Origin of the sequence: Flavobacterium arundinis (genome assembly GCF_038289855.1) — a bacterium.
Classification (GTDB): Bacteria; Bacteroidota; Bacteroidia; order Flavobacteriales; family Flavobacteriaceae; genus Flavobacterium; species Flavobacterium arundinis.
In genome coordinates this window covers 19,855-45,244 of the sequence record NZ_JBBYHR010000007.1, presented here as the reverse complement: position 1 = coordinate 45,244, position 25,390 = coordinate 19,855, and the positions used below count along the sequence as shown (strand labels likewise).

General features: G+C 46.0%; 26 protein-coding genes. 11 read left to right on the top strand and 15 right to left on the bottom strand.

Annotation, left to right across the window (positions count from 1 at the left end; translation table 11 throughout):
* Positions 1 to 18 precede the first annotated feature (18 nt).
* Both AAEO56_RS12775 and AAEO56_RS12770 read left to right on the top strand, forming a co-directional pair.
* Entirely contained in the window at positions 19 to 780 is a 762-nt protein-coding gene (locus AAEO56_RS12775) for a succinate dehydrogenase/fumarate reductase iron-sulfur subunit (RefSeq protein WP_341697459.1), read from the top strand.
* A 104-nt stretch (positions 781 to 884) separates the two neighbouring features.
* Entirely contained in the window at positions 885 to 1,097 is a 213-nt protein-coding gene (locus AAEO56_RS12770; RefSeq protein WP_341697458.1) for a hypothetical protein, read from the top strand.
* Positions 1,098 to 1,241: 144 nt separating this feature from the next.
* Here the strand turns inward: AAEO56_RS12770 and AAEO56_RS12765 are convergent, their stop codons facing one another.
* On the bottom strand, positions 1,242 to 1,649 hold the full coding sequence (locus AAEO56_RS12765; RefSeq protein ID WP_341697457.1) for a hypothetical protein: 408 nt from the start codon (positions 1,647 to 1,649) through the stop codon (positions 1,242 to 1,244).
* A 60-nt stretch (positions 1,650 to 1,709) separates the two neighbouring features.
* Between AAEO56_RS12765 and AAEO56_RS12760 the strand changes: the two genes are divergently transcribed.
* Positions 1,710 to 2,183: a copper resistance protein NlpE gene (locus AAEO56_RS12760; protein ID WP_341697456.1), complete on the top strand. Its 474-nt coding sequence runs from the start codon at positions 1,710 to 1,712 to the stop codon at positions 2,181 to 2,183.
* 114 nt (positions 2,184 to 2,297) lie between these two features.
* On the opposite strand, the gene pheS is transcribed toward AAEO56_RS12760, so the two are convergent.
* Together pheS and AAEO56_RS12750 are read right to left on the bottom strand one after the other, a co-directional pair.
* Positions 2,298 to 3,317 carry a phenylalanine--tRNA ligase subunit alpha gene (pheS, locus tag AAEO56_RS12755; RefSeq protein ID WP_341697455.1) on the bottom strand — a complete coding sequence of 340 codons (1,020 nt, stop codon included), beginning with the start codon at positions 3,315 to 3,317 and terminating at the stop codon, positions 2,298 to 2,300.
* Positions 3,318 to 3,652: 335 nt separating this feature from the next.
* Entirely contained in the window at positions 3,653 to 4,009 is a 357-nt protein-coding gene (locus AAEO56_RS12750) for a hypothetical protein (protein WP_341697454.1), read from the bottom strand.
* A gap of 95 nt (positions 4,010 to 4,104) precedes the next feature.
* On the opposite strand from AAEO56_RS12750, the gene AAEO56_RS12745 reads away from it, so the two are divergent.
* Positions 4,105 to 4,593 (top strand): CvpA family protein, encoded by a 489-nt coding sequence (locus tag AAEO56_RS12745; protein WP_341697453.1) that lies wholly within the window; start codon positions 4,105 to 4,107, stop codon positions 4,591 to 4,593.
* Positions 4,594 to 4,693: 100 nt separating this feature from the next.
* Here AAEO56_RS12745 and AAEO56_RS12740 read toward each other — a convergent pair whose 3' ends face one another.
* The 8 genes from AAEO56_RS12740 to AAEO56_RS12705 all read right to left on the bottom strand — a co-directional run bounded on the left by AAEO56_RS12740 (position 4,694) and on the right by AAEO56_RS12705 (position 13,911).
* Positions 4,694 to 5,434, bottom strand: a complete 741-nt coding sequence (locus AAEO56_RS12740) for a tetratricopeptide repeat protein (protein WP_341697452.1) — start codon at positions 5,432 to 5,434, stop codon at positions 4,694 to 4,696.
* Between the two features lie 116 nt (positions 5,435 to 5,550).
* Positions 5,551 to 7,326, bottom strand: coding sequence for a BatD family protein (locus tag AAEO56_RS12735; protein ID WP_341697451.1), 1,776 nt, complete (start codon positions 7,324 to 7,326; stop codon positions 5,551 to 5,553).
* A 174-nt stretch (positions 7,327 to 7,500) separates the two neighbouring features.
* Positions 7,501 to 8,271: a tetratricopeptide repeat protein gene (locus AAEO56_RS12730; protein WP_341697450.1), complete on the bottom strand. Its 771-nt coding sequence runs from the start codon at positions 8,269 to 8,271 to the stop codon at positions 7,501 to 7,503.
* Positions 8,268 to 9,305 (bottom strand): vWA domain-containing protein, encoded by a 1,038-nt coding sequence (locus tag AAEO56_RS12725; protein ID WP_341697449.1) that lies wholly within the window; start codon positions 9,303 to 9,305, stop codon positions 8,268 to 8,270. The genes AAEO56_RS12730 and AAEO56_RS12725 overlap by 4 nt, the downstream gene beginning before the upstream one ends.
* Position 9,306: 1 nt before the next feature.
* Positions 9,307 to 10,314 (bottom strand): vWA domain-containing protein, encoded by a 1,008-nt coding sequence (locus tag AAEO56_RS12720; protein ID WP_341697448.1) that lies wholly within the window; start codon positions 10,312 to 10,314, stop codon positions 9,307 to 9,309.
* The gene (locus AAEO56_RS12715) at positions 10,311 to 11,942 is read right to left on the bottom strand and encodes a BatD family protein (RefSeq protein ID WP_341697447.1); all 1,632 of its coding nucleotides are present in this window, start codon (positions 11,940 to 11,942) and stop codon (positions 10,311 to 10,313) included. Before AAEO56_RS12715 ends, AAEO56_RS12720 begins: the two co-directional genes overlap by 4 nt.
* A 15-nt stretch (positions 11,943 to 11,957) precedes the next feature.
* Complete coding sequence (locus AAEO56_RS12710) at positions 11,958 to 12,818, bottom strand: DUF58 domain-containing protein (RefSeq protein ID WP_341697446.1); 861 nt, start codon at positions 12,816 to 12,818, stop codon at positions 11,958 to 11,960.
* An 88-nt stretch (positions 12,819 to 12,906) separates the two neighbouring features.
* Positions 12,907 to 13,911, bottom strand: coding sequence for an AAA family ATPase (locus tag AAEO56_RS12705; RefSeq protein WP_341697445.1), 1,005 nt, complete (start codon positions 13,909 to 13,911; stop codon positions 12,907 to 12,909).
* Between the two features lie 177 nt (positions 13,912 to 14,088).
* On the opposite strand from AAEO56_RS12705, the gene AAEO56_RS12700 reads away from it, so the two are divergent.
* The 4 genes from AAEO56_RS12700 (at position 14,089) to AAEO56_RS12685 (ending at position 17,638) form a co-directional block, all read left to right on the top strand.
* Positions 14,089 to 14,958 carry an aldo/keto reductase gene (locus AAEO56_RS12700; RefSeq protein ID WP_341697444.1) on the top strand — a complete coding sequence of 290 codons (870 nt, stop codon included), beginning with the start codon at positions 14,089 to 14,091 and terminating at the stop codon, positions 14,956 to 14,958.
* A 101-nt stretch (positions 14,959 to 15,059) separates the two neighbouring features.
* Positions 15,060 to 15,809, top strand: a complete 750-nt coding sequence (locus tag AAEO56_RS12695) for an SDR family NAD(P)-dependent oxidoreductase (RefSeq protein WP_341697443.1) — start codon at positions 15,060 to 15,062, stop codon at positions 15,807 to 15,809.
* A complete protein-coding gene (locus AAEO56_RS12690; RefSeq protein ID WP_341697442.1) occupies positions 15,806 to 16,471 on the top strand; it encodes a hypothetical protein in 666 nt (221 codons plus the stop codon). The genes AAEO56_RS12695 and AAEO56_RS12690 overlap by 4 nt, the downstream gene beginning before the upstream one ends.
* A gap of 3 nt (positions 16,472 to 16,474) precedes the next feature.
* The gene (locus AAEO56_RS12685) at positions 16,475 to 17,638 is read left to right on the top strand and encodes an ATP-binding protein (RefSeq protein WP_341697441.1); all 1,164 of its coding nucleotides are present in this window, start codon (positions 16,475 to 16,477) and stop codon (positions 17,636 to 17,638) included.
* 1 nt (position 17,639) lies between these two features.
* On the opposite strand, the gene AAEO56_RS12680 is transcribed toward AAEO56_RS12685, so the two are convergent.
* The gene (locus tag AAEO56_RS12680; RefSeq protein ID WP_341697440.1) at positions 17,640 to 18,446 is read right to left on the bottom strand and encodes a T9SS-dependent choice-of-anchor J family protein; all 807 of its coding nucleotides are present in this window, start codon (positions 18,444 to 18,446) and stop codon (positions 17,640 to 17,642) included.
* A gap of 113 nt (positions 18,447 to 18,559) precedes the next feature.
* Between AAEO56_RS12680 and AAEO56_RS12675 the strand changes: the two genes are divergently transcribed.
* The 3 genes from AAEO56_RS12675 (at position 18,560) to egtD (ending at position 21,523) form a co-directional block, all read left to right on the top strand.
* Positions 18,560 to 19,288, top strand: a complete 729-nt coding sequence (locus AAEO56_RS12675) for a metallophosphoesterase family protein (RefSeq protein ID WP_341697439.1) — start codon at positions 18,560 to 18,562, stop codon at positions 19,286 to 19,288.
* A 122-nt stretch (positions 19,289 to 19,410) separates the two neighbouring features.
* Positions 19,411 to 20,565 carry an ergothioneine biosynthesis protein EgtB gene (gene egtB, locus AAEO56_RS12670; protein WP_341697438.1) on the top strand — a complete coding sequence of 385 codons (1,155 nt, stop codon included), beginning with the start codon at positions 19,411 to 19,413 and terminating at the stop codon, positions 20,563 to 20,565.
* Between the two features lie 7 nt (positions 20,566 to 20,572).
* A complete protein-coding gene (egtD, locus tag AAEO56_RS12665; RefSeq protein WP_341697437.1) occupies positions 20,573 to 21,523 on the top strand; it encodes an L-histidine N(alpha)-methyltransferase in 951 nt (316 codons plus the stop codon).
* Between the two features lie 27 nt (positions 21,524 to 21,550).
* Here the strand turns inward: egtD and AAEO56_RS12660 are convergent, their stop codons facing one another.
* From AAEO56_RS12660 to AAEO56_RS12650, 3 genes are all read right to left on the bottom strand, one after another.
* On the bottom strand, positions 21,551 to 22,087 hold the full coding sequence (locus AAEO56_RS12660) for a tetratricopeptide repeat protein (protein WP_341697436.1): 537 nt from the start codon (positions 22,085 to 22,087) through the stop codon (positions 21,551 to 21,553).
* A gap of 140 nt (positions 22,088 to 22,227) precedes the next feature.
* On the bottom strand, positions 22,228 to 23,625 hold the full coding sequence (locus AAEO56_RS12655; RefSeq protein WP_341697435.1) for an RtcB family protein: 1,398 nt from the start codon (positions 23,623 to 23,625) through the stop codon (positions 22,228 to 22,230).
* A 43-nt stretch (positions 23,626 to 23,668) separates the two neighbouring features.
* Complete coding sequence (locus AAEO56_RS12650; protein ID WP_341697434.1) at positions 23,669 to 25,060, bottom strand: PcfJ domain-containing protein; 1,392 nt, start codon at positions 25,058 to 25,060, stop codon at positions 23,669 to 23,671.
* Positions 25,061 to 25,390 lie beyond the last annotated feature (330 nt).

The window sequence follows — 25,390 nt, the reverse complement described above, 5'->3', positions numbered from 1 at the left end:
ACGCATAATAAATAAATTATGGCTTCTAATAAAAATATAAACATCAACCTTAAGATATGGCGCCAGAAGGATGCCAAAACAAAAGGTAAAATAGAGACGTATAAACTGGACAATGTTTCGACAGACAGCTCTTTCCTTGAGATGCTGGACCAGTTGAACGAACAGTTAATCAATAACAGGGAGGAACCTGTAGCTTTCGACCACGACTGCCGTGAGGGTATCTGCGGTAGTTGCTCGCTCTACATTAACGGAAGGGCGCACGGCCCTGATACGGCTATAACGACATGCCAGCTGCACATGCGTACGTTTAAGGACGGAGATACGATTTATGTGGAGCCGTGGAGGTCTAAGGCCTTCCCGGTGGTAAAAGACCTTGTGGTTGACCGTAGTGCATTCGACAGGATACAGCAGGCAGGCGGATTCGTTTCGGTAAATACTTCCGGGCGTACTATTGATGCCAATGCTACCCCAGTGCCTAAGCACGATGCTGACAGGGCTTTCGAAGCTGCGGCCTGTATAGGTTGCGGAGCCTGCGTTGCAAGCTGTAAGAACGGTTCGGCTATGCTTTTTGTGGGTGCTAAAGTTTCGCAGTATGCACTTTTACCGCAGGGTAAAGTTGAGGCTACGAACAGGGTACTTGCAATGGTAAGGCAAATGGACGAGGAAGGATTCGGTAACTGTACCAACACAGGTGCATGCGAAGTGGAATGCCCTAAAGGGATTTCATTAGAGAATATCGCCCGCATGAACAGGGAATACCTTTTTGCAAGCGTAAAATAAGAATTGTATTATTTGATATAAAAGCATCCTTAGGGGTGCTTTTTTGTTTTCGTGAAGATGCAAATTTTTCCCTACCTTTATATTTCACAATAGCAAGAAACCTTATGGAAACAAAGCGCGAACTCACCGAAAAGATACTGAAGATCACTATCCTGATACAGGAAAAATATCCTGAATTGTCTAAATATTTTTCAGAAGTGCAGGAAACGCTGCCTGCCTTTGAGCACCCGGAAGTCGGTACCGAAGAACTCGCCAAATACTACCAGACCCTCGAGGAAATGCTGAAAGATTACCTGCTGGAGCATCCGGAGTTATAAAAAGTCCGGGGTTGTGGGTTTAGAGTTCAGGGTTGCCAATTGCGATGAATAATTTTGCATCACAGTAGCACGCTCGCTCGGCACGTATCGGCTTCCTCTCCTTGGAAGAAGGTTGGGGTGAGGACTATACGCAAGAGTAGAAAACTATCCAATCATCACACCCTCCTTAAACAACACAGGGACTTCTTCTGTAATATCTTCGCTTATCGTATTTGCCTTAAATACATAGGTCTTGTCATACAGCGTATTGCCTATAAAGAACGTCACCATAAACTGGTTGTCGAGAACCAATACACTATCTTCTATCAATTCTATTTTTAAAGCCGATACAGGCGGCACTTCCAAAAAGGCATGACGCAGCATAGATGTCCTGCGGGGTTCACCGTCAATAGTTCCTGAAGCTGATGAAACTACCAGGCCGTTTTCGAGAGGAAAATCACTGTCGTTAATTAAGTAAGCATACCAGGTTTTCTGCATGAAATCGTCGTTCCATTCCTGCACAGCGGCCATGTATACGTTTTCAACTATCGGGATGATGATGTCTTTTTTCATATTTCTTTAAGATTACGGTCTGTTTATATGGACTACCTTTAAGGTAATAAAAATTGATTTATGAAAACATTGCAAATAATATGCCTTTCAGCTTTTACAATCCTGTCCGTTGGCTGTAAAAAAGAAGCTGCTGAAACAGAAGAAGCCCGGCAAACAACAGTCATTGAAAAGCCTATTGACACCTTACAGGATGCGGCAGTGGGCGACAACAGCCAAAATGCACTCGATTGGCCGGGTACGTATTCCGGTACGCTGCCATGCGGTGGCGACTGCAAGGGCATTAAAACAGAGATAACTATCAATTCTGACACGACCTATTCGCTCTCTTCGCAGGCACTTGGCCGGGACGACAAGCCCAGCATTTACAAAGGCACTTTCTCATGGGATGAGGCCAAAAGCGTTATTACCCTTGATGCCGAAGGCGATCACCTGAAATTTAAGGTTCAGGAAGGCAGCCTGAAAAAACTCGATAAGTTTGGCGATCCGGAGCAGGGCGGCCCACAGGAGGCTTACATATTAAATAAAAGAACTTAGGAGGCTTTCGCAGTACGTCCCTGTCATTCTGACGAAGGAAGAATCTCTAATCAGTTCAAGAGATTCTTCACTCCGCAGGCTGCGTTCAGAACGACAGAATGGTGTAATGTATATTTATATGCTTGACTTAAACTGCTCCAGGAAACGAACATCATTTTCATAGAACATACGGATGTCGCTGATCTGGTACAGTAGCATGGCTATACGCTCAATACCCATACCGAAGGCGAACCCGTTGTATTTCGTGGCATCGATGCCGCAATTCTTAAGTACGTTAGGATCTACCATACCGCAGCCCATTATCTCGAGCCAGCCGGTTCCTTTTGTTATCCTGTAGTCGATTTCGGTCTTTAGTCCCCAGTAAATATCCACCTCAGCGCTTGGCTCCGTGAAAGGGAAGTACGACGGGCGAAGGCGTATCTTGCTCTTACCGAACATCTCTTTGGTAAAGTATAAAAGTGTCTGCTTAAGGTCGGCAAACGAAACGTCTTTGTCAATGTAAAGCCCTTCTACCTGGTGGAAGATACAGTGCGAACGCGATGATATTGCTTCGTTACGGAACACCCTGCCCGGGGAAATGGTACGGATAGGCGGCTTATTGTTCTCCATGTAGCGCACCTGTACCGATGATGTGTGCGTACGGAGCAGCACATCAGGGTTGGTCTGGATGAAAAACGTGTCCTGCATATCCCTTGCCGGATGGTATTCCGGAAGGTTCAGCGCGGTAAAGTTATGCCAGTCATCCTCGATCTCCGGGCCTTCGGACACGTTGAATCCTATATTTGAAAAAATATCAATGATCTGGTTCTTCACGATGGATATAGGATGGCGCGAACCTACCTGGAACGGCTCACCGGGACGCGTAAGGTCGCCATAAAGGCTCTTGATCTCCTGCCTGCTTTCCAGTTCGTCCTGTATAGTATTCACCTTACCCTGCGCGGCATTCTTCAGGTTATTGATCACCTGCCCGAATTCCTTCTTCATATCATTCGGCACATTCTTAAATTCCGCAAGGAAGTCGTTAAGGATACCTTTTTTACCCAGGAACTTAATCCTGAAGGCTTCAAGGTCCTCTTTGGTATGTGCTTTAAACGCTTCGGCTTCGGCTATATAGCCTTTGATCTTATCTATCATCGTTACTCAGTAAAGTGTGCAAATTTAGGTATTTTACACACGAATTGCACGAATTTGTGCGCTATAATTAACTTAAAATTAAGAACAGGCCTTAGCACGGAGAATACCAGTATTATAAGGCAATAAACTGTTCACCTCAGAAAATTTAGGGTTTACCTCAATTTGTAAATAATAACCTATCATCCGCCGTTAACATCATATAACACAAAAGAAACATGATGAACACTGAAACCCAACATTTGGCAACAGTGTTTTTACGGCAATAAGGTTGGTTTACTAATTGATTGGTTTTATTTTCTTTTCGGAAAACCTGTGCGATCTCCCTGCACAGGTTTTTATTTTATAAGCCCTTTTTCGAGAAAATAATCTACAATGGCGCCTTTCATAAGTATGCTCTGCTCCCCTGCTTTCAGTGGCGGCAGCTCTTCCTTAACCGTGTAATGTGGCCATCCATCTTCATCAAATAACTCGAATTCATAATAGCCATACGGTTCGAGCAGGCGGCATATGGCAATGTGCATCAGGTTCAGCTTTTCGTCCTTTTTGAATTTCTTATTGAATTGCCCGAGTTCCTGCACGCCTATTAGGTAAATGATGGCATCGAGGTCTAATTTGTCACCGTCGGCAAAACGGTCGGATAGTATCGTTACAAGCTGTTCCCAGCGTTCTTTCAATTGTTCGTCTCTTGACATGTTCATGATTTAAGCCGCAAAGATAGTGACTTGTAAATTAATGGGGCAAACCACCTTTTCTTTGGATTATAGAAGCATAGCCTTACCTTTGCCTCATGACAGGACTTGACATCATCTTGGGCGGACTGCTCCTTTATGGGCTCGGGAAGGGCGCGTATAAAGGGCTTTTTGTAGAGCTTGCATCACTGGTATCGCTTATTGCGGGGATATTTATAGCAGTAAAATTCTCGCAGCTTACCGCCAATGTACTCGAAGGCACGCTGACCGATGATCCGGCCACAGCAGGCGTTGTGGCTTTCGCGATTACGTTCATTGCTGTGGTAGTAGGTATTATGCTGCTCGCAAAAGTATTTACAAAACTGGCCGATTATTCGGGGCTCGGATTGATGAACCGCTTACTAGGCGGGGTGTTCGGTTTTTTAAGGATGGTATTGGTGCTAAGCGTATTGCTGAATTTCTTCCTGAAGCTCAATCATAATCACGCTTTAGCAGAAAAGAAAACGCTTGACGAATCGTTGTTTTTTTACCCGCTACTGGAGGTTTCGGCTTATATCTTCCCGGTGTTTGAGGAGTGGTTTCGTTAGAAATTTTAGATTGTAGATTTTAGATTGAGCTACACTCGGTTGGCCATGTGATGTAAGCGATTTCCACCGCACCTTTGAACGGACTCCTGACCTCCGACAATTAAAGCTCCTTTATTGCCCCTGAAGGTATCCAGCCAACCGTATCGTCAGGCAACTGTACTTTCTGCCACTGCCCTTTCGATTCCAATACATACACCTTGATTCCTGCATGTAGTATAAAGGCGTCCTGCGCTCCCTGCGAAGCATCGGTTTTTACCTGCACCATATCGCTGAAAACAATAGCCGGGTGCTGACTTTCCATTTCTGATTTAGCATGGAATGCGGTGATCAGGCTTAGAATAAGAATAATCAGCATAACGCTCATACCCGCGAAAAAGCTTCGCTTAAGCATTGTCTTGCGCGCCATGTAATATCCGGAAAACAGCAATAATGAAAGAAACGCGCAGGTTACTGCTATCCATGCCCAGGTATCAAAATGATAGGTTCCCGAAAGGCTTTCTATCATTCCCGCAAATCCGGGTTGGGCAACGGGCTCAATGTTATCCGTGATCAATTGATGCGCATATCCAAGATTAATTTCGATATCCCTGTTGCCGGGGTCGAGCTGTAGCGCTTTTTCGTAGTTATAAACAGCCGGTGCTACTTTTTCAAGTTTAAGATACGCATTTCCCAAATTGAAATACAGCTCCGCCGACTCCTTATTTTCCTTAAGGACGCTTTCATAACTGGCAGCAGCATCACTATACTGTCCCTGCCGGTACTGTTCGTTGCCTTTTTCAAAAGCCGATTGCGCAAACACTGCCTGCGTTATGAATAAAAGTATGTATAGTATGTTTTTCATTTCCCTTTATATAGGTTTTCACCAACCTGCAAGGTTTTCAGAACCTTGTAGGTTTAAAAAATCAATCGTGACCTTATATACCTACAAGGTTTCAAAAACCTTGCAGGAAGCCGCAATCATATCTGCTTCTCCAACGCCGTAACCACCGCCACTGCATTATCATAATCCTGCTGCATTGCCGAACCCGATGACGGAGCATAGCGTGCAAACTCACAGCTGTCCATTATCTTCATAAAATCATTCACCGTATCACTATTCACGTTGCGTGACAGCATCAGCTCCCGCACATTTTGCCTGCTCATGTCCGATGTTTCTATATTTAACTTTGCCTTCAATACATTGTGTAGCGCCTTTTCAAGGTGCATGTAGAAAGGTTCCTTGTCGCCGAGGTGGTTTTTAGCCTCTGCCAGGTATTTCTTCGCAAGTTTATTGGTTTCCCTGACTTTGGTTCCTGTTACGTCATTATCGTAAGCCTCTTTTTTCCTCCTTGCCAATACAACAACCGGCATCAGCAGGAATGGCAATACCAGCAATACCCAAAACAGTACTGAGCCAAGGAACCCACTTGCCCCAATAGGTTGCAATGTCGTTTCAGAGGCTATGAAACGGAATGGCTCCCGTGCTTCCGGCGCGCCTTTGCTTCCATTAGATGCTGTTTCTCCATCACTTGCCGATGCTGTGGGTACATTAAGCACGTCAACCATTATATCATCAAAAGCCATTGTCCGGTAGCTTTGCAATTTCGGGTCAAACCATGAGAAAGAGAGACCCTTTACAGGAAACTTTCCTTTTTTGTGCGGAACTACGGTATAGCTGTCCGACATACTTCCCTCCATACCGCTTAAAGGTATCGCAATGTTTTCTTTATGCTCCGGGTCGAATATCTCAAGTTCCGGAGGCGCTGAAGGTTTTGGCAGTTTAAAAAGCTTCAGGTTTCCTTTACCCGTAACCGATATATCAAGCTTTAATGACTCGCCATTAGCAAGGGTAGCCCTGGAAGATGTAGCTTTAAAAACGAAACTACCTACTGCTCCGCTGAAATTTGCCGGGCGGCCATTCTCCGGAAGTGGTTTTGCATTTATAACTGCCTTTCCCGTAGAGACCATTTTATTCTCAACAGTATATGCATCATTGCCAAATATGTCCTGGCGGCCTGTCGGGATTTCAAGCACTATAGATGTTGCCATTGGTTCCAGTTCCAGTTTCCCGCTCTTCTGCGGGTACAGCACTGCCTTTCGCACTACCACATAATTGTACATCTCTCCTTTATGCATTCCCTGCAAAACCTGCTGTTTGTCTTTTGGCACACTTTCTGTCTGGCTCCAAAAATCGGGATATTGCGGGTTGTCGGCCGTATTCCAGGACCGCACCCCGGTTCCTACGCGTACATACAGTTTATAAACCACATTGACAGGCTCATTTACATAAGGGTTAGGGTTACTTACCTCAGCCACAAGCTCTACGCCTCCAAGCGCTTTCTGAAGCTGTTTGGCATTATTAACATTGGGGTTGCCGGTTGTAGTGCCGTTTTGCACGGCAGCAGTCACTGTTACCTGAAAAGGAATTGTTTTATATATTCTGCCATCTATTTCAATAGACGCCTGCCCGATAGTGAATTTTCCTCGCGCGGTAGGTGTAAGGTAGTAGGTGTAGATCTTGCGGTAGGTCTGTTTCTTATATGCCCCCGGAATATATTGCGTTGGGCCGGATACGTTGAATCCCTTAAAAGATGGCGGATTAAAATTATCCCCGTCGTCATTCATGCTGAACTCCAGCTTCAGGACTTCGTTTATGCCTATTGTTGTCCTGTCAGGAATAGCCTTGAACTCCACCTGGGCATAGAGCCCGTGGATACAGAAAAACAATAGTAATAGTAAGCTATATCTTTTCATTATTCAAAAATACAAACCTGAATTCAGTTAATCCGGTTATTTGCTAATTCGTTATTCAGAATTTATTCTATTGAGCCCTTCCTGACACTTGTTCCATTTTGCCTAAAGGAAACCGCAACAATCAGTAAGCCCAGCCTGAATATTTAAATTAAATGGCCTGACGTACGTTTATTTCTACCAGTCCTTTTCCTGTTTTTTAGGCTGTGCCTTTACCCTTACCCCTTTTACCCTCTCCTGCACCTTCTTTTCTTCATTGTTCATGGCATCCAGCAGGTTTTCCATCCGTTGTTTAGACGGGTCATCACTGGCCGGCTGCGGCTCGCCTTGGTCATCAGCGCCGCCTTTGCTTTGTTGCGCCCCTGCACCTCCACCCCCTTTTTGCGGTGTGTCTTTGCTTCCGCCGCCTTCAGCTTTTTCACCGCTATCGCCACGGTTTTTTGCAGCATTGCTTTTATTGTCCTGCTTATCGTCTTTTGGCGGATCTTTTCTGTCTTCATTTTTCGGTGGTGGCGGTGGAGGATTATCTTTCAGCATTTTTTTCGCCAATGCATAGTTATACCGTGTCTGTTCATCATACGGGTTATTGCGCAATGCATTCTTATAGGCATCCACTGCATTTTCGTATTCCTTCGCTTTCATGAACACATTTCCAATATTATGGTAGGCCATGTGCTTTTGCTGTTTGGTATGCGCGTTTTCAAGCGCCCTTGTATAAGCAAGGAAAGCTTCTGCTTTCTGCCCCTGCCGGTATATTGCATTGCCCAGGTTATAATCGGCCGATGCCTTAGCAGGCGATTTGGATTTTGATATCCTGAAATCAGCTTCCGCATCCCTGTATTGCTTTTGTTTAAATTCCTCGTTACCTTTTGCCATGTCGTTATCAGGCTTTTGCGCAAAAGCAAAAACCGGCACCAATAGCAGCAGGTATACCATTAATCCCTTCATTGTTGTTTTTCGTTAAAGAGGTTCAGTTTCATTATCCAGGCTGTTTTCCGCTCCAGCAGAAACGTATCCACCAGCAACAGTAATAGCGCCGCCCCAAGGAACCATTGGTACTGCGAATCATAATCCGATACCTGCCTCGATGCGAAGCCTTTTTTGTCGATATTCTCCAATGCTTTGGCAACATACTGAGCCACCTCGCGGCTGTCATTACCTGCGATATAACCTCCGCCGGTTATTTTAGCAAGATCCTTAAGCGGACCGGGATATAATTTTGTTGTTACGATCTGCCCTTCGGCATCGCGTTTGTAGCTTTCTGTAACACCGTTGCGCTTTAGTGGAATAGTAGCGCCTTTCTCGGTACCTATGCCTACCGTTACCATCTTAATGCCGTTTTTGGCCAGTTCTTCCGCTGCCTGTTGGCTATCCTGCCCGTGGTCTTCCCCATCAGAAAGCAGTACGACCATCTTACCGGCTTTTGGGTCGTCAAAATAAGATGCGGACATAAGCAATGCTTCGTTGATCGCCGTTCCCTGTGATGATACCATATCCGTATCCATACCTTCCAGCAGCATCTTAGCTACACTGTAATCGGTTGTTATGGGCAATACCGGGAACGCGCTTCCTGCATAGCCAATGATACCTACCCTGTCGGCGCCCAACTGCTTCATTACCTGCGAAACGATCTGCTTGCTTTTCTCAAGCCTGTTCGGCGCTACATCTTCGGCCAGCATACTTTTGGAGACATCTATGGCGAAAACAATATCGGCTCCTTTCGTCTTTACTACCTCTTTTCGCATACCTGCTCTTGGGTTTACCAAAGCCAGGACGAGCCCTGTAAGCGCCAGCAGGACAATGGTAAATTTTAATCCGGCCTTAAATGCCGAATGTCCCGGCGAAAGCCTTCCCACTATTTCGGGGCTTCCAAACTCACGCTGCTTTTTCTTTTTCCAATACAGATCGTACAGGTAAAGCCCAACCAGCACCGGGATGATGGCCAAAAGGTAGAAATATATGGGTTTGTCGAATACGTACATATCAGATAAAGCTTCTGTAAAGGGTTCTTTTTGCTACCGCTTCAAGCAGCAGCAGTATTAATGCAGCCCACACAAAAATGCGGAATTTTTCGTCGTAATTAAAATATTTCAGTTCGGGGATCTCGCTTTTTTCCAGCTTGTCGATCTCCTTGTAAATTTCTTTCAGTTTGCTGTTGCTGGTCGCACGGAAGTATTTACCACCGGTTTCCCTGGCGATATCCTGTAGCAGCTGTTCGTCTATTTTCACAGGTGACATCCGGTAAATTATATCGCCTGTAAACGGATCCTGTATCCACGGAAATTCGGCGTTGCCATTGGTTCCAATACCTATTGTATACACCTTCAGCCCATATTCTTTGGCGATAGCGGCAGCAGTTTTGGGGTCGATGAACCCGGCGTTGTTCACACCATCGGTCATCAGGATGATCACTTTGCTTTTGGCCTTGCTTTCCTTTAGTCGGTTTACAGCCGTAGCCAGCCCCGTGCCTATGGCAGTCCCATCCTTGATCATTATATTATCGAAATTTACAGACAATACCGCCTGCTTTACAAGCGCCTTATCGCTGGTAACCGGTATCTTGGTATAAGCCTCTGCAGCATACAGCACCAGGCCTATGCGGTCGTTCACCCGGGCATCCACAAATTCTGCGGCTGTTTTCTTAAGCGCCTCAAAGCGGTTGGGCTTCAGGTCGCGTGCCAGCATACTGGTCGATACATCGATCGCCATTACTATATCTATACCATTTACAGAGCCTGCCTTACTGCTCACATCGGCGGTGCGCGGCCTGGCGAGGGCTATTATCATGCACAACAGAGCCAACAGGCGCAGGCCAAAAAGCGTAGGCTTAAGTTTTGCACGTAGTGAAGGGGCAGCTTTAAACCCTGCTACCGAGCTGATGCGCAGTGTTGCCGACTGTTCCTTCCTTTTCAGGAAATACCATCCTCCCGCAGCGGGAAGCAACAACAGCAGCCAGAAGAAACCGGGATGTAAAAAGGTTATCTCGCTCATTTCTTCTTCTTTTCTTTAAACTCTATAGAGCCTTTAATCCGCTCTGTTATTTTTTTAGCATAGCGGTCGCCATCCTCGTGCAGGATTACGACCTGCTGAACGCCCTGATCCTGTTTGAAATACATTATTTCATAGTACACTTTCTTGCGCTCTTTTGTTATCGGGTCGGGCAGGAACATCGTCCCATACGATCTAAGCCCTTCGGTACCATGTTCGGTCTTAAAGCCCTCCATTTTTACCAGGATCGTGCTTGCTCCCTGCGTTTCCCAGGTTTTTTCAGTAGCATCAAAAGCCGCTTCAAGGTTTATTTCCACCTTTTGTTTAAAGACGGTAGTGGCTACCGCAATGTGGAAATTATCGAACAGCGAGCCATATTGAAACATCTGCATTTCACTAATATTCTGCGCTGCTTCTTTGGTAACATATTTGCGAATATCGGTACGTTTCAGCACTTTTGGTGTTTCAATAGTAACACCCGGCACACCATACTCGCTCTTTACCCACTCGCCTTCAAGGAGTTCTTTTGTCGGATGCCCAAGGATATTGTCTTTCAGGTAATCGAATCCCTGCGTAATGCCGATATATGCGCCGGTGCCCAAAACCAGTAAAAAGCAAGATGCGGCAATAATAATCGTGCGCTGCCTTTTCTTCTTTTTTTGCTGAAGTTCCAGCAACCTGGCCGCTTCTTCTTCCGTCGGCTCCACTTCTTCAATCTCTTCCGGAAGGTTTTTGTCGACGGTAGTAATTGCATTCTCAATTCGTTCGCGATCCTGTAGTATAACATTATCTGAAGGCCGCGAAAGAGCAAACTTCGCCATATCGGCATTGCGCAATACTTTTTCAAGCTCCTCATATACGGTTTCGTCAAGGCTCATGTGTTTGCGATTTACCGCGTCATGCAGGGCTGCTATAAGCTGGCTCGTAGTGCTTTCCATAGCCGGGATGTGCAGGGTTTCCTCCAGATAAGTACGCGCAATATTCACCAGAACACTGTAGTATTCTTTCACTTCACCCTTATGGGCAATGCCTTCGCGTTCAAGTTTGGTGAAGCTTAAACGTGCCCTTTCTATCGGCGTGGTTTGGTCCGCAGGAATTTCTTTCGGTTCCAGTTTTCGTTTTTGGATGTAGCGGTAAATAAAATAGCCTACACCTCCCCAAAACAGGAGGCCCAGCACGATATAAAGCCATAGCCAGCTCCTTGATGTAGCTCCCATAACCGGCTTGATGTCGTACATTTTCTGTTTGATCGTGTCAACAACAATATTGTTTACCTCAATAGTAAGCGGCTTGGTCTGGAAGGTTTTGTTGTTGATGATTACCGGAAGCTTGGGTATCTCATACCTGCCGGAATCGAATTGCGTAAGCCCGTATTTTTTTACAAGCTCATACATCGCATCTTTTTCGATAGTATCGGTAGGGAAAGTTTCAAGCACTTCGAGCTGCCCGAAATTCTTCCCTTCCGGAAAGCTGACTTTCTCGCCTTTATTGGCAGTTGCCTTTACAGTAAGGTGGAATTGCGAGCCGATCCTTATTTTGGTCGAATCGATACTTACCTGTACCGACCGTTCCTGCCCGAATGTAGTTGCGGCAGCGAGCAGTAAAAGCAATGTATAATATAGTCTGGTCATTTGTATCATGTTCTCTTAACCCCTGCTTTTAAAATAGCCCAGCAGCTTGGTTACATACGATTCCCCAACCTGCGCGCTTACCGTTCCGGCACCGCAGCGGCTGAAGGTCTCCCTAAAATATTGTACCCTTTCGGCGTAGTGCTTTTCATACTGCACCCTCACCGCTTTAGAGCCTGTATCTACGGTCAGGACTTCGCCTGTTTCGGCATCGGCCATATCGACCATGCCTATGTCCGGCATTTTCTCCTCACGAATGTCGTATACCCGTATCCCGGTAATGTCGTGCTTTTTCGACGCTATTTTCAGTGTATGCTCATACCCGGTATCCATAAAATCGGATATCAGGAACACGATAGCCTTCTTTTTCTGTGTACCTGAGAGGAACTTCAGCGCCTGCGAAAGTCCCGTTTTATTGCTCTTCGGTTTAAATTCTATCAGGTCGCGGATAATGCGCAGCACGTGCGATTTCCCTTTTTTCGGCGGGATGTACAATTCTATCTGGTCCGAAAACAGTATAAGGCCTATTTTATCATTATTCTGTGTAGCCGAAAATGCCATTGTAGCAGCAATCTCGGTTACCATATCTTTTTTAAACTGGTTTTGCGAACCGAAGTTCTCCGAGCCGCTGATATCCACCATCAGCATCATAGTGAGCTCGCGCTCTTCCTCAAATACTTTTACATAAGGCTCGTTGTAGCGCGCGGTCACGTTCCAGTCGATAGCACGCACATCATCCCCGAACTGGTACTGGCGCACCTCGCTAAAGGTCATACCCCGCCCCTTAAAGGACGTATGGTATTCCCCCGAGAAGATGTGATCGCTCAGCCTTCGGGTCTTTATCTCTATTTTACGAACCTTTTTAAATATTTCTTTCATTACAGTTCAATGTTAGAATGTTGAAAGTTGTAAAGTTTGCGGAACGTAATGAACATTCAAACTTTTTACTTTCAGACTTTCAAACTGCCTACGGCACCTCTACCTCATTAATGATCTTATTGATAATATCCACCGAGGTGATGTTCTCGGCTTCCGCTTCGTAGGTAATGCCTATCCTGTGGCGCAGTACGTCATATACTACAGCGCGCACGTCTTCCGGTATTACAAAACCACGGCGCTTAATGAACGCATAGCACTTGGCTGCCACGGCAAGGTTGATGCTTCCCCTTGGCGATGAGCCGAAGCTTATCCACGGCTTTATTTTTTCAAGCTTGTATTTTTCAGGGTAACGGGTGGCAAACACGATGTCGAGTATGTATTTCTCGATCTTTTCGTCCATGTATACTTCGCGGACGGTTTGCTGTGCCCTTAGTATCTGTTCCACCGAAACTACCTGGTTCACTTTGGCATAAGCCCCTTTCAGGTTTTGGCGGATTACAAGGCGCTCCTCATCCATTTTTGGATAGTCGATAACGGCCTTAAGCATAAAACGGTCTACCTGTGCTTCAGGCAGCGGATAGGTACCTTCCTGCTCTACGGGGTTTTGGGTCGCCATTACCAGGAACGGCTGCTGGAGCTTAAACGTCTCGTCGCCAATGGTTACCTGCTTTTCCTGCATCGCCTCAAGCAATGCACTCTGCACTTTGGCCGGCGCACGGTTAATCTCATCCGCAAGAACGAAGTTGGCGAATATAGGGCCTTTCTTTATCGTAAATTCATTTTGCTTGATATTGTAGATCATCGTTCCCACCACATCGGCAGGAAGCAGGTCGGGCGTGAACTGGATACGGCTGAAGCTGCCATGCACTGCCTGCGACAGCGTATTGATAGCCAAGGTTTTTGCAAGTCCGGGAACGCCTTCAAGTAGAATATGCCCCTGGCCCAAAAGCCCGATGAGCAGGCGCTCTATCATATATTTCTGTCCGACGATGACCTTGTTCATTTCCATGGTGAGCAGGTCAACAAAGGCGCTTTCGCGTTCTATTTTTTCGTTGATCGCCCTTATATCCAGGGACGATGTTGTATCTTCCATATCCTAAAAGTTTTGGAGTGTGAATTTAGTGATGTAAAGCTAACGAAACAAATAGACTTTTAATATATTCCATGTATGTTAACGACTTGTTAAGAATTAACCCCGAAATAACGGTATTGGCATTTTGCCAATCCTATTTTTCCTATTTTTATGGCAATTAAAAAATAAATCCATTCGATGAACATAAAACTGTCCCCGATAATTGCGGGAACGATGAACTGGGGCGTGTGGCAGGCTAACTTCACCACTGCCCAAATGATACAGCTGATGCATGAATGCATCGGGTATGGCATCACCACTTTTGACCATGCCGATATATACGGCGGCTATACTACCGAGGAAGAATTTGGCAGGGCATTCGCCGAAAGTGGAATTGCGCGCGAAGCCATACAGCTGATATCGAAATGCGGTATACAGCACACACTTGGCAGCCGCCCGACCAAAGTAAAGCACTACGACTACTCAAAAGAATATATTATCTGGTCGGCAGAGAACTCGCTGAAATTCCTGCAAACCGATTATCTCGACGTCCTGCTGCTGCATCGCCCAAGTCCGCTCATGCAGCCTGATGAGATTGCCGAAGCTGTAGAAAAGCTGAAAAACGAAGGCAAAATAAAGGAGTTCGGCTTATCCAATTTTACCAACAGCCAAACCGACCTCATCCGTTCCCGCACGGAAGTAGCCTGCAACCAGATCGAGTTTTCGGCCACGCATTTTGAGCCGATGCTCGATGGCAGCCTCGACTACATGCAGGTGAACGGCATAAAGCCAATGGCATGGAGCCCGATAGGTTCCGTATTCAAAGCAGAGACAGAGCAGTCGGAACGATTAAAGATGCTTCTGATGTCATTTATAGAAAAATATGAGGCAAGCGCTGATGTCATATTGTTATCCTGGATCATGAGGCATCCGGCGGGAATCATCCCGGTAACGGGTTCCACCAATACCGACAGGCTAAAGAACCAAATGAGGGCAACAAGGCTTCAACTGGAACTGGAAGACTGGTTTGCGATATGGACAGAAAGCATGGGGCAGAAAGTGCCTTAGAGCCCCCTAACCCCCAAAGGGGGAACTTCGTAGGGATGAATATCTGACGTCTGAGTGAAGCTCAATCTAAAATCTACAATCTGAAATCTGAAATACAAAAAATGAAGACAGCATTAATAACAGGAGCAACAAGCGGTATCGGCAGGGCAACGGCACGGCTGCTGGCAAAGAACAATTTTAAGATCATCATCTGTGGGCGCAGGGAAGACAGGCTTGCCGAATTGCATGACGAATTCTCGGCATTGACGAAAGTGCACACGCTCAATTTCGATGTGCGTGACCGGAAAGATGTAGAAGCAGCGATCGCCTCTATTCCAAAAGAGTTCGCCCATATCGATGTGCTTATCAACAACGCCGGTAATGCCCACGGTCTTGACCCTATACAAAACGGCGATGCAGACGACTGGGATGCGATGATCGACATTAATGTAAAAGGCCTGCTGTATGTTTCCAAAGAAGTGATCCCCGGCATGGTAGCGCGTAAGAGCGGGCACATCATCAATATAGGCTCGATTGCAGGAAAAGAAGTGTACCCGAATGGCAATGTTTACGCTGCGACCAAACACGCTGTGGATGCACTGAACCAGGGCATGCGCATGGACCTCAACCAATATGGCATCCGTGTAGGGGCGATAAACCCTGGAATGGTGAACACCGAATTCTCCGAAGTGCGCTTTAAAGGCGATACCCCCAGGGCAGAGAACGTTTATAAAGGTTTTGAGCCATTGAAGCCGGAAGATATAGCGGATGTTATCCATTTTGTAGTGACGCGGCCGTACCATGTGAATATTGCGGATCTCCTAATATTGCCAACTGCGCAGGCCAGTGCAACGATAGTGACCAGGTTATGAGAAGGCTAAACAGAAATATAGTTTTTATAGGATTATTTGCAACAACATTGAGCATTAGCTGCAAAAAAGACGCTTACCAACCTGAAAATCCTTTATCTTCAACAGCATCTACATCAAAAGATTCTGTTGAAACAGAGCCGAAAGAAACTATCGATTCACCAGATGATTTCCATAAAATGTACAATAATCTGTCTACTGATGGTATCGGTGTAATAGTTGCAGAAGAAAACTTCGGACTAGGAGATAAAGTAATAATCCTTGACCATGATCAAAATCCAATAACTACTATTCTGCTTGAGGATGAAAAACAAGTATTGAGATTGCAATGCCTTGATGAGAATAGCCGCTACTATACTGTTAATTGGAAAAACGGCCCTGCATTGGTTGCTAAAGAGCCCGGTAAAATAAAATTAGAAACATGGGATGAGCATATCCTGAATATATGCTGTGTAGACTTTGATGAAAAAATTAATCCTTTAAAGGAGTTGCCGGATGACGGATCAGAAACCGTTGCAAAAATGAAAGATGAGCTTTATATGCCGGTCGAAGTAAAAGGCGAATGGTTGAGGGTATCATGGGGACACCAGGAAAATGAAAAATCCGCCTGGATAAAATGGCGTAATGAAAAAAATATTATACTTGAACTATTCTATTTTGCCTAAGCAATGATAAACAAGCGCCTCCTCATAAAAAACCTGCTGGCTCACAATGATGAGAGCAGCTTTTATGATAAGAAGCGCCAGCTGAACCTGCATACCAAAGAAGGCAAGGGAAAATTCGTAAAGCATATCTGTGCGTTGTCCAATTCCAACCCTTCCAACAACTCATATATTGTTGTGGGTGTGGAAGATCACGACAACGAAATAACCGGCACCGACTTTTACGATGACAGCCGCATACAGAACCTTGTGAACGCTTATCTTGAGAACCCACCGAAGATACAATATGAGAACGTACCTTTCCCAAGCCTGCCGAAAGACAAAGTGATAGGACTGGTAACCATACATCCCAACAACAAGCCGTCGTTTTTCAAAAAGAACGTGTATACTATCCCCGCCGGCGCTGTGTTTGTGCGGAGGGGAAGCAACTCCATTCCTGCCGACCTTGCCGATGTCGAAAACATGGATTACCGCAATGCCGATACTGTGGCACAGATTGAGAACGGATCACGCAACAGCATAGAGCACACGCTGGAAGGCGTGATGGATTTTGTTACCAATCGCCACAAGGACATGACCGCGAAATACAAGGTTTTCCAGGAACTGTTCATCGTCTGCTGGGCAGGGCATAAAAAAGTGGTTAGGGGGAAAACCTATTTTTCGAGGGTAGATATTGAGCTCATCAATGAGCAGGTGAAGCTGTTCTATTCTACCTTAGATGAGGTTAGCATCGATTACAATGAGGATACGTTTTCGATTACGGAATATGTGTCGCTGGGCCTTAACGACAAAACAAGCTACTATCCGCTGGAGGAAGTGAGCATCCGTTTTAAGGAGAATGGCTATTACAATATTGAGTCAACACTTTTGTTCGAACCGCCGCAGTACAACCGCAAGATGATGCACCACATTTATAATTCCAACCTCGTGCTATTGGCAAAATTGGAGAAGGGTGTACCGCTTTCGGAACGCGAGCAAAAGGACATCTACAACCTGCCTTCTACACTAATGGTGTGCTACCTGAACGGTTTTGCCGATGCCAAGCGCAAGCTGATTGATGCCAAGCCATTGCTGAAAGCCTATCCGGACGGGAATGTATATGTGTCGTTTAAAGAAGCGATGCGCATTTTGAGGAAAATGAAATATGACCGTACAGCACAGGGGGAATAGTTTATTCTTTAAATACCTTGTAGCTTCCCGTCCCTTCAGGGGTTGTTACTTTTACAAGATACAATCCTCCCGATAATAGGCTCATATCTATCTTGCCATCGTTTAAGGAAGTTATACACTTGCGGCCATTACAATCAAACACTTCCACAGACAGGAAATCTTTACCTGACATGGTAATATTGAGTTGTTCTTTAACCGGGTTCGGATATAGTTTTATGCCCTCATTAGTAAAATTGGAAGCGTTCATTACACCTCCGTAAACACCAACATCGTCTACAAGCCAGCCATCACCATTATCGCTATTCATTACAAAGGCAATATAGGCCATCTGCCCTACATAAGCCGCAGGGATCGGCACAACAATTTCATTGTATACCAACTGTTGCGGGTTGATCTCTAATTCGGTCCACTGCTGTAATTCGGTGTAGGATGATATATCTATAGGGCTGAGGCCCACATGGATCATAACCCTGTAAGTCGTCTGCTGGTCGCCATCCTGCTGCAATCTGGAATAAAATTTGAGGTGGGCATTTTCAATTACCAGGAATTGTGGGGTTACCAGCCAGTCTTCTGCTGTTCCCGAAGCTACATTTTCATCAGACATATATGCTGCATGGTCGCCCTCGAAAGGCGGTTGATCGGGATTACCCGTCATCGATGGATGCCATTGCCATGCGGGGCCTGATACATTTATTTGCTGCCATCCTATCGGCAAAGCATTACCGTTGTTTTCAAAACCTTCTGTTTGCAGCTGAGCGTATCCTGCCATTGAAATGAATGATAATACTAAAAGTAGTTTTGCCTTCATGCCTGAAATTGTTTGTTTTCGCTAAAGTTAATGTTTTTTTAAATCGGCCGTTTCCAAAGCACTAACTTTCCTGCAAAATAGTAAATTTACATTTCATAATTTTTCATCAATCAATGAGCAGGAATCTTGTAATAGGCGACATCCACGGAAGCTACAAAGCACTAAAGCAAATTTTAGAAAGATCGGCTGCAACGCCAAATGACCGCCTTATATTTTTAGGCGATTATGTAGATGGCTGGGGGCAGTCGCCCGAAGTAATCGATCATCTGATCGGCCTGAAATCAAACTTCAACTGCATCTTCATTCGCGGCAACCATGACGACCTGCTCCTCACATGGCTAAAGACAGGCGAATATTCCGAAGAATGGTTCAACCACGGCGGGCGCATTACCATGGAATGTTATAATACGCTTGATAAAGATAAAATTCAGCTGCATATCCTCTTTTTGGAAAGCCTTGAAGATTATTACCTTGACGATAGCAACCGGCTTTTCGTTCATGCCGGGTTTACCAATCTCAACGGCGTAAAGCACGAATACTTTAAGCGGATGTTCTACTGGGAGCGTACCTTATGGGAAACCGCCCTGGCATTGGATAAAAACATCGGGCACGAACACCCTTACTACCCTAAACGTTTTACACTGTATAAAGAAATATTCATAGGCCATACGCCTGTTACCCGGATCGGGAAAACCGTTCCTGTAAATATGGCGAATGTATGGAATGTAGATACCGGTGCAGCGTTTAAAGGGCCACTAACCATAATGGATGCGGACACCAAAGAGTACTGGCAGAGCGACCCGGTACAGGAATTATATCCGGAGGAGAAGGGGCGGAATTAAAAAATTAATAACTGACACAGAAGGCTGTAAATCCAGTAAACAGATGTTATCTTTTGGTTAAAAAGAAAAACAGAAAAGGCTAAAGGAAAAACAGAATTAGTAATTTAGTGGAAATCCTTACTATGAGTTTTTTCGACCACTATATTTCTGTCAGGAAACATACCGAACATATTTGCAGCGTTTTGCAAACCGAAGACTATGTGCCTCAGCCGGTCCCGTTTGTGAGTCCGCCCAAGTGGCACCTTGCCCACAGCACCTGGTTTTTTGAAGAATTTATATTGAAGAAGTATCTTGATGGGTATGCCGAATTTGATAGCGATTTTGGCTTCCTGTTCAACAGTTATTACAATACCGTAGGCAAAAGGGTACTGCGTACCCAAAGGGGCAACATTACCCGTCCCGGAACAGACAGGATATACGAATACCGGCAGTATGTGGACATGCATATGGAAATTATATTGCAGCTTAAAGGCAGCGACACCGAATTTCAGGATATTGTTACCCTTGGGCTTAACCATGAGCAGCAGCACCAGGAACTGCTGATAACCGACATAAAATACATCCTTGGCCACAACCCGATTTTTCCTGTTTATAATGAAGATATTGACTGGGAAGCACGCGAGGAAGAAGCCACCGGTTTCATTGCTATCCCGGAAGGCCTGTATACCATTGGCCATACTGCCGATGGCTTTAGCTTTGATAATGAGCACGGGGCGCATAAAGTATTCCTGGATGCCTTTGAAATTTCTGCACGGCTCGTTACTAATGCCGAATATCTGGAGTTTATGAATGCCGGCGGCTACTCGGACTTTAACTATTGGCTGGATGAAGGCTGGAGCTGGGTTTTGCAGCAGGATATCCATGCTCCTTTATACTGGCACAACATTGATGGAGAGTGGCATCAATACACCCTGCGGGGGTTGGAAAAAGTAAATCCCGATGCCATGCTCACCCACATCAGCTTTTATGAAGCGGCTGCTTATGCCGAATGGAAAAGGATGCGCCTGCCTACCGAATTTGAATGGGAAGCTGCATCTTCATTATTTAACTGGGGCCACCGTTGGGAATGGACCCATAGCGCTTACCTTCCTTACCCCCGTTTCTGGAAACCCGAAGGTGCTATAGGGGAGTACAATGGCAAATTCATGATTAACCAGATGGTTTTGCGTGGCTCTTCGTGCGCTACGCCAAAGGCACACAGCCGCAACACCTACCGTAATTTTTTTCATCCTGATGAACGCTGGCAGTTTACCGGCATACGTCTCGTAAAACTGTAGCATTATTATGAAGACTACCACCTTAACAAATCCGTTTGCAGAAGATGTAACCAAAGGACTTACTGCAAGCCCGAAATTCCTGCCGTCAAAATATTTTTATGATGACAGGGGCAGCCGCATTTTTATGGAAATAATGGCAATGCCCGAATATTACCCAACCGGTTGCGAGTTCGAGATACTCTCGCAGCAATCTCCAGCTATTGTAAACGAACTTCCTTTTACCGCCCCCTTTAATATAATTGAATTCGGCTGTGGAGACGGTATGAAAACCAAGCACTTGCTGAAGGCTTTTATGGAGCATGGAGTTCCTTTTACTTATATACCGATAGACATATCACAGGAAGCTATTGACGTACTTGAAGCCAATATAAACCTGGCATTGCCGGGTATAGACATGCAGCCGCAAACGGGCGACTATTTTGAGGCGCTCACCGGGATTGATAGCGGGAAACCTGCACTGTTCCTCTTTTTGGGAGGCAACATTGGTAACTACAAAGATGCTGAAGCGATAGCGTTACTTGAAAAATTTCATACGCAGATGAAAGCGGGCGATATGCTGCTGATGGGAATGGACCTGCAAAAAAATCCGAGGGTCATACAGAAAGCGTATGATGATTCCTATGGCGTAACAAAGTCCTTTAATATGAATCTGCTGACCCGGATAAACAGGGAACTGGATGCCGATATCAACCTGGACCAGTTTGATTTTTACTGCGATTACAATCCGCAAAATGGAGAAGTGAACAGTTATCTCGTTAGCCTTAAAAAACAGCATGTCCACAGTGCTTTGCTCAACACAACCTTTTATTTTGAAAAAGATGAGCTGGTATGGACGGAGCTTTCTAAGAAATATACGTTAGAAAGTATAACTACACTGGCCGGATCGGCTGGGTTTAATGTGGTACATAATTTTATGGATTGCATGCATTATTTTACCGACAGCTTATGGATAAAGTAAAAGGCTGCCCTCCCGGACAGCCCTTGCTTATGAAGCCTTTTCTTTTTTTGATTTGGCTTCCTTCTTTTTAGACTTTTTATCAAGGCGCTGTTTGTCCTTCACCCTTTTTATGTGGTCGTCCATCGCATTCATGAAATACGTGTTCATGGCGGCTTTTTTCGCATCGGTATAATAGTCGATAGCGGTGCTGTACATTTCATACTTTTCATAAAGTATTCCCTGTAAACAGGCCAGCCTTGCCATGTCGGCGCCGGGTACTTTTTTACCCAGATCGATGATCTTTAGCGCCTCTTCAAGCCTGTTCCTGTTGATAAGCATGTTCACATATTGGTAATACGCCGGCAGGTACTCGTTGTCAAGGTACAGCGTCATCCTGTAATAAAACTCCGCCTGCTTGTAGTCTTCCAACTGCTCCTCATAGATCCTTCCCATAAGGAAGTTTGCCCCGGCATGCTCATTATCGGCCGCGATCACGTACTGCAATTTCTCGATGCATTCGTCCACATTATAGGGGTAATTGTCCCTTGCCTGGATGTACATCACTTCGTAGGTGTTAATTCCCATTGTTATTGTTTTGTGCCAATAATGGCGTTGTTATTTATCTTGTTTTTTTTGGTATCGTTTGTCATTCTGACGAAGGAAGAATCTCTAAAAAACATATGAGATTCTTCACTTCATTGCATTTCGTTCAGAATGACAAAACGCTACCCCCTATCCATCCTTACGATCTTCGGGAGAAAAGTCCCTACCACATCAACCAGTTCGGTTTGGTGCGCCATGACTTTTTTAATGTCCTTGTAAGCCATAGGCGCTTCATCCAGGCCTGCGCCAAGGAGCGTTACGCCATTATCCTTCAGCACTTTTTTGAGTTCGCTTTGGGTGATGGAGCGTTTGGCCTCGGTACGCGACATCTGCCGACCTGCCCCGTGTGAGGCCGAACTGAGCGATAGTGGGTTGCCTTTGCCTTTCACGATATAGCCCGGCGCGGTCATCGATCCCGGGATGATGCCCAGCACATTCTTTTGTGCCGGAGTGGCCCCTTTGCGGTGCACGATTAATTCCTGTCCTTCCACGATCTCCTTCCACGCAAAGTTGTGGTGGTTCTCGATCATCGCCAGCGGTCTTTCACCTAATGCCTTCGAAATACGCTTATGGATGTCGTGGTGACACGCCGAAGCATAATCGCCCGCGAGGTTCATCGCTATCCAGTATTCCTGACCTTCCTGAGTGTCTAGGTCCAGCCAGGCAAGGTGCCGTGCTTCTTTAGGCAGCGGTGTTTGCTTCATGGCAAGGTCGGTGTACTGTGTAGCCACATTGCCGCCAAGGCTTCGTGACCCGCTGTGCGATAATACGCCCACATAGTTACCCGGCGGAACGTTGAACTCATTCTCGTCTCCCAACACTTCTACGATGCCGAACTCCACAAAGTGATTGCCGCCACCGGAGCTTCCCAATTGCAGGAACGCTTTGTCTTTAAGCTTTTTCAGGAGCGGGATCTCCCTGAAGGCATCCCGTTCGAACACCTCATGGTCGTTGGGGCTGCGATGCACCTCGTTCGGGCCGAACTTCGTGTGTGTTCCGAGTATGCCGACGTACTTGTCTTTGTGCCCTTCAATGAACGATGGACTGATGTCGAAAATACTCAGGCACATCCGGCACCCGATATCGACACCCACACCATACGGGATCACGGCATTCTCGGTTGCCAACACCCCGCCAATCGGCAGCCCGTAACCGAAATGCCCGTCCGTCATCAACGCCCCGGCTTTGGAAACCGGCAGCTTAAGCGCAGTATACAATTGTTCTTTAGCGGCTGCCTCGATACCGTTCTCCCCAAAAATGGTAAACGGCGCACGCGTAGTATTCAGTTGCCGTGCTTCGGTCTTTTTGGCTTCCTGCAACGCTTCGGCTATTTTGCCAAAGGTGCCGTCGGCGGTATACTTTTCAGGATCATCCAGCACTTCCTTCAGCATCGCAAGCGCTTTTGGCTTCGACTCTTTTTTGAAGTGCTTCTGCATGATGTCCATAGCAATGCTGATGGATTTATTTTGCGGATATCCTATATCGATGAGGTCTTTGCCTCTTAGTTTTAATTTTGCCATAATTTTAATTTTTTAATTAGGGTAAGGCAACAGTTGCGCTGCCTTACCGTAGTTTTGACAAGATCCAAAGGACCTTTATTATTATCAATACAATCCGTACAACTTCGGTCGCGCTTATTTCATTCTTTGGCCTGTATGGCCTGTAGTAGTCTACAGGCTGCTGTACAGGCTGCCCACCCTGATAATGTACGTCAGCAGGCGGCGGCGGAACATATTCCTCTTCATAAAAAGTACCATCGGTCAATTTCTCAGCCACAGCCCAATCCATCATTACCGCCCTCGCTTCGTCACAAGGCATTTCGTTGAACTTCGCTTTTGCCTGTACGATCTCGGCAGTCTCAATAGCTACTTCTATAGTTGCCAAGGTTACATAGCCTACATCACCGGGCACGAACCTCCTCATAGAGAAGATAGCAACAGTGCCGAGTGTACAGTCGTAGGCATAATCGGCAACACAATGCGACATTTCGCGGCCTTCCTCATACAACGCTTCGGATGTGCCCAACTGTATTATCCTGAAGATGCCATTTTCTTTTTCAACTTCATAGTCTTTCACGCCACACAACTCCCAGTCGCTGAATTGTTCTGCCGCACGTTTTCTGGCAAGCTCGGCATGGTACTCCGCCGCCCTTTTGGTTACAGATGCCCATGTCCTGCCTTTGAAGCTGTAGGCATTATTTGTCCTGTACATTTCGTTAAGGTATTCCAGCGCCTGCTGCAACTGGTCGAAAGGGATGTTCTCTTCAACCTTCGCCACGAACCGTATCACTGCCAAAGTAAACACCGGGTTTTGGAACCTTTCGAACTCATGTGCCCATGCCACAGCTTCGGCCCGTGCGGCGGTTGCGCCACAGCCCAAAGCCTGCGCCCTCCGTATCGCCTGCACTATGGTGAACTGCTTTGGCGTATTCCTGAACTCGTGGGCCATCCGGGCCGTAAAGCCTGCCGGAATGATATTCAATGCCTGCACACTGTCGCCCCTGCCCAGCTTTATATAATAGTACATAGGTATCCTGCTGTTTTCGGCGAAAGTATATTCCATGAACTCCGGCACTTCGTATTTTGCGAAGCAATGCCTTATTAGCGATGCGAGCTGGCCCTCGGCAGTGAGGCTGTCTTTTACCCATTCCGCTACAGGCCGTACCGTTTTGTCTTCAAACCAGGCAACGTTTACCAGCACATTAATGAAAGCCGGATTCCGCAGCACACCGTAACATTTCTTTGTATGCATAAGCAGCAATAGTATCCGGAAAGCATCTTTTTTTGGCTTATGGCTTTCACCCATCATGTCCATGGATGCAAACTGGAACCGGATAAAGCCTTCGAGCGTGGTTTCGCCATATTGCAGCGGGCGCTGCTCTGCATACAGCCTTTCAACCATCTCCCTGAAACCGGGCCGGGCTGCTATTTGTATCGCTGTGCTTTGTGTTTCCATTGCCTTTCATTGTTGCGGCAACACGGTTGTTAGGTGATGCCTGGTTTTGTTTTGGTCATTTATTGTTTTTAATCTTTATTTCTATTACAGATTAGCGTACCCCTAGCCTCGCGTCACTCGTGCCGATTAGTCCTCTCCCCCGACCCCTCTCCCAAGGAGAGGGGGGCGTGATGTGCCCACATTACGCTTTAATTTTCCTTTATTCCTTAGAAAGGCATAATAAAAAAGCCCGGTACCATTACAGAACCGGGCTTTGCCTACGCATAGGCATTTACTCCTCCTTTCACAAGGGAATATCCGGTTGGGTACAATGGTGCGGCGACCTGAGAT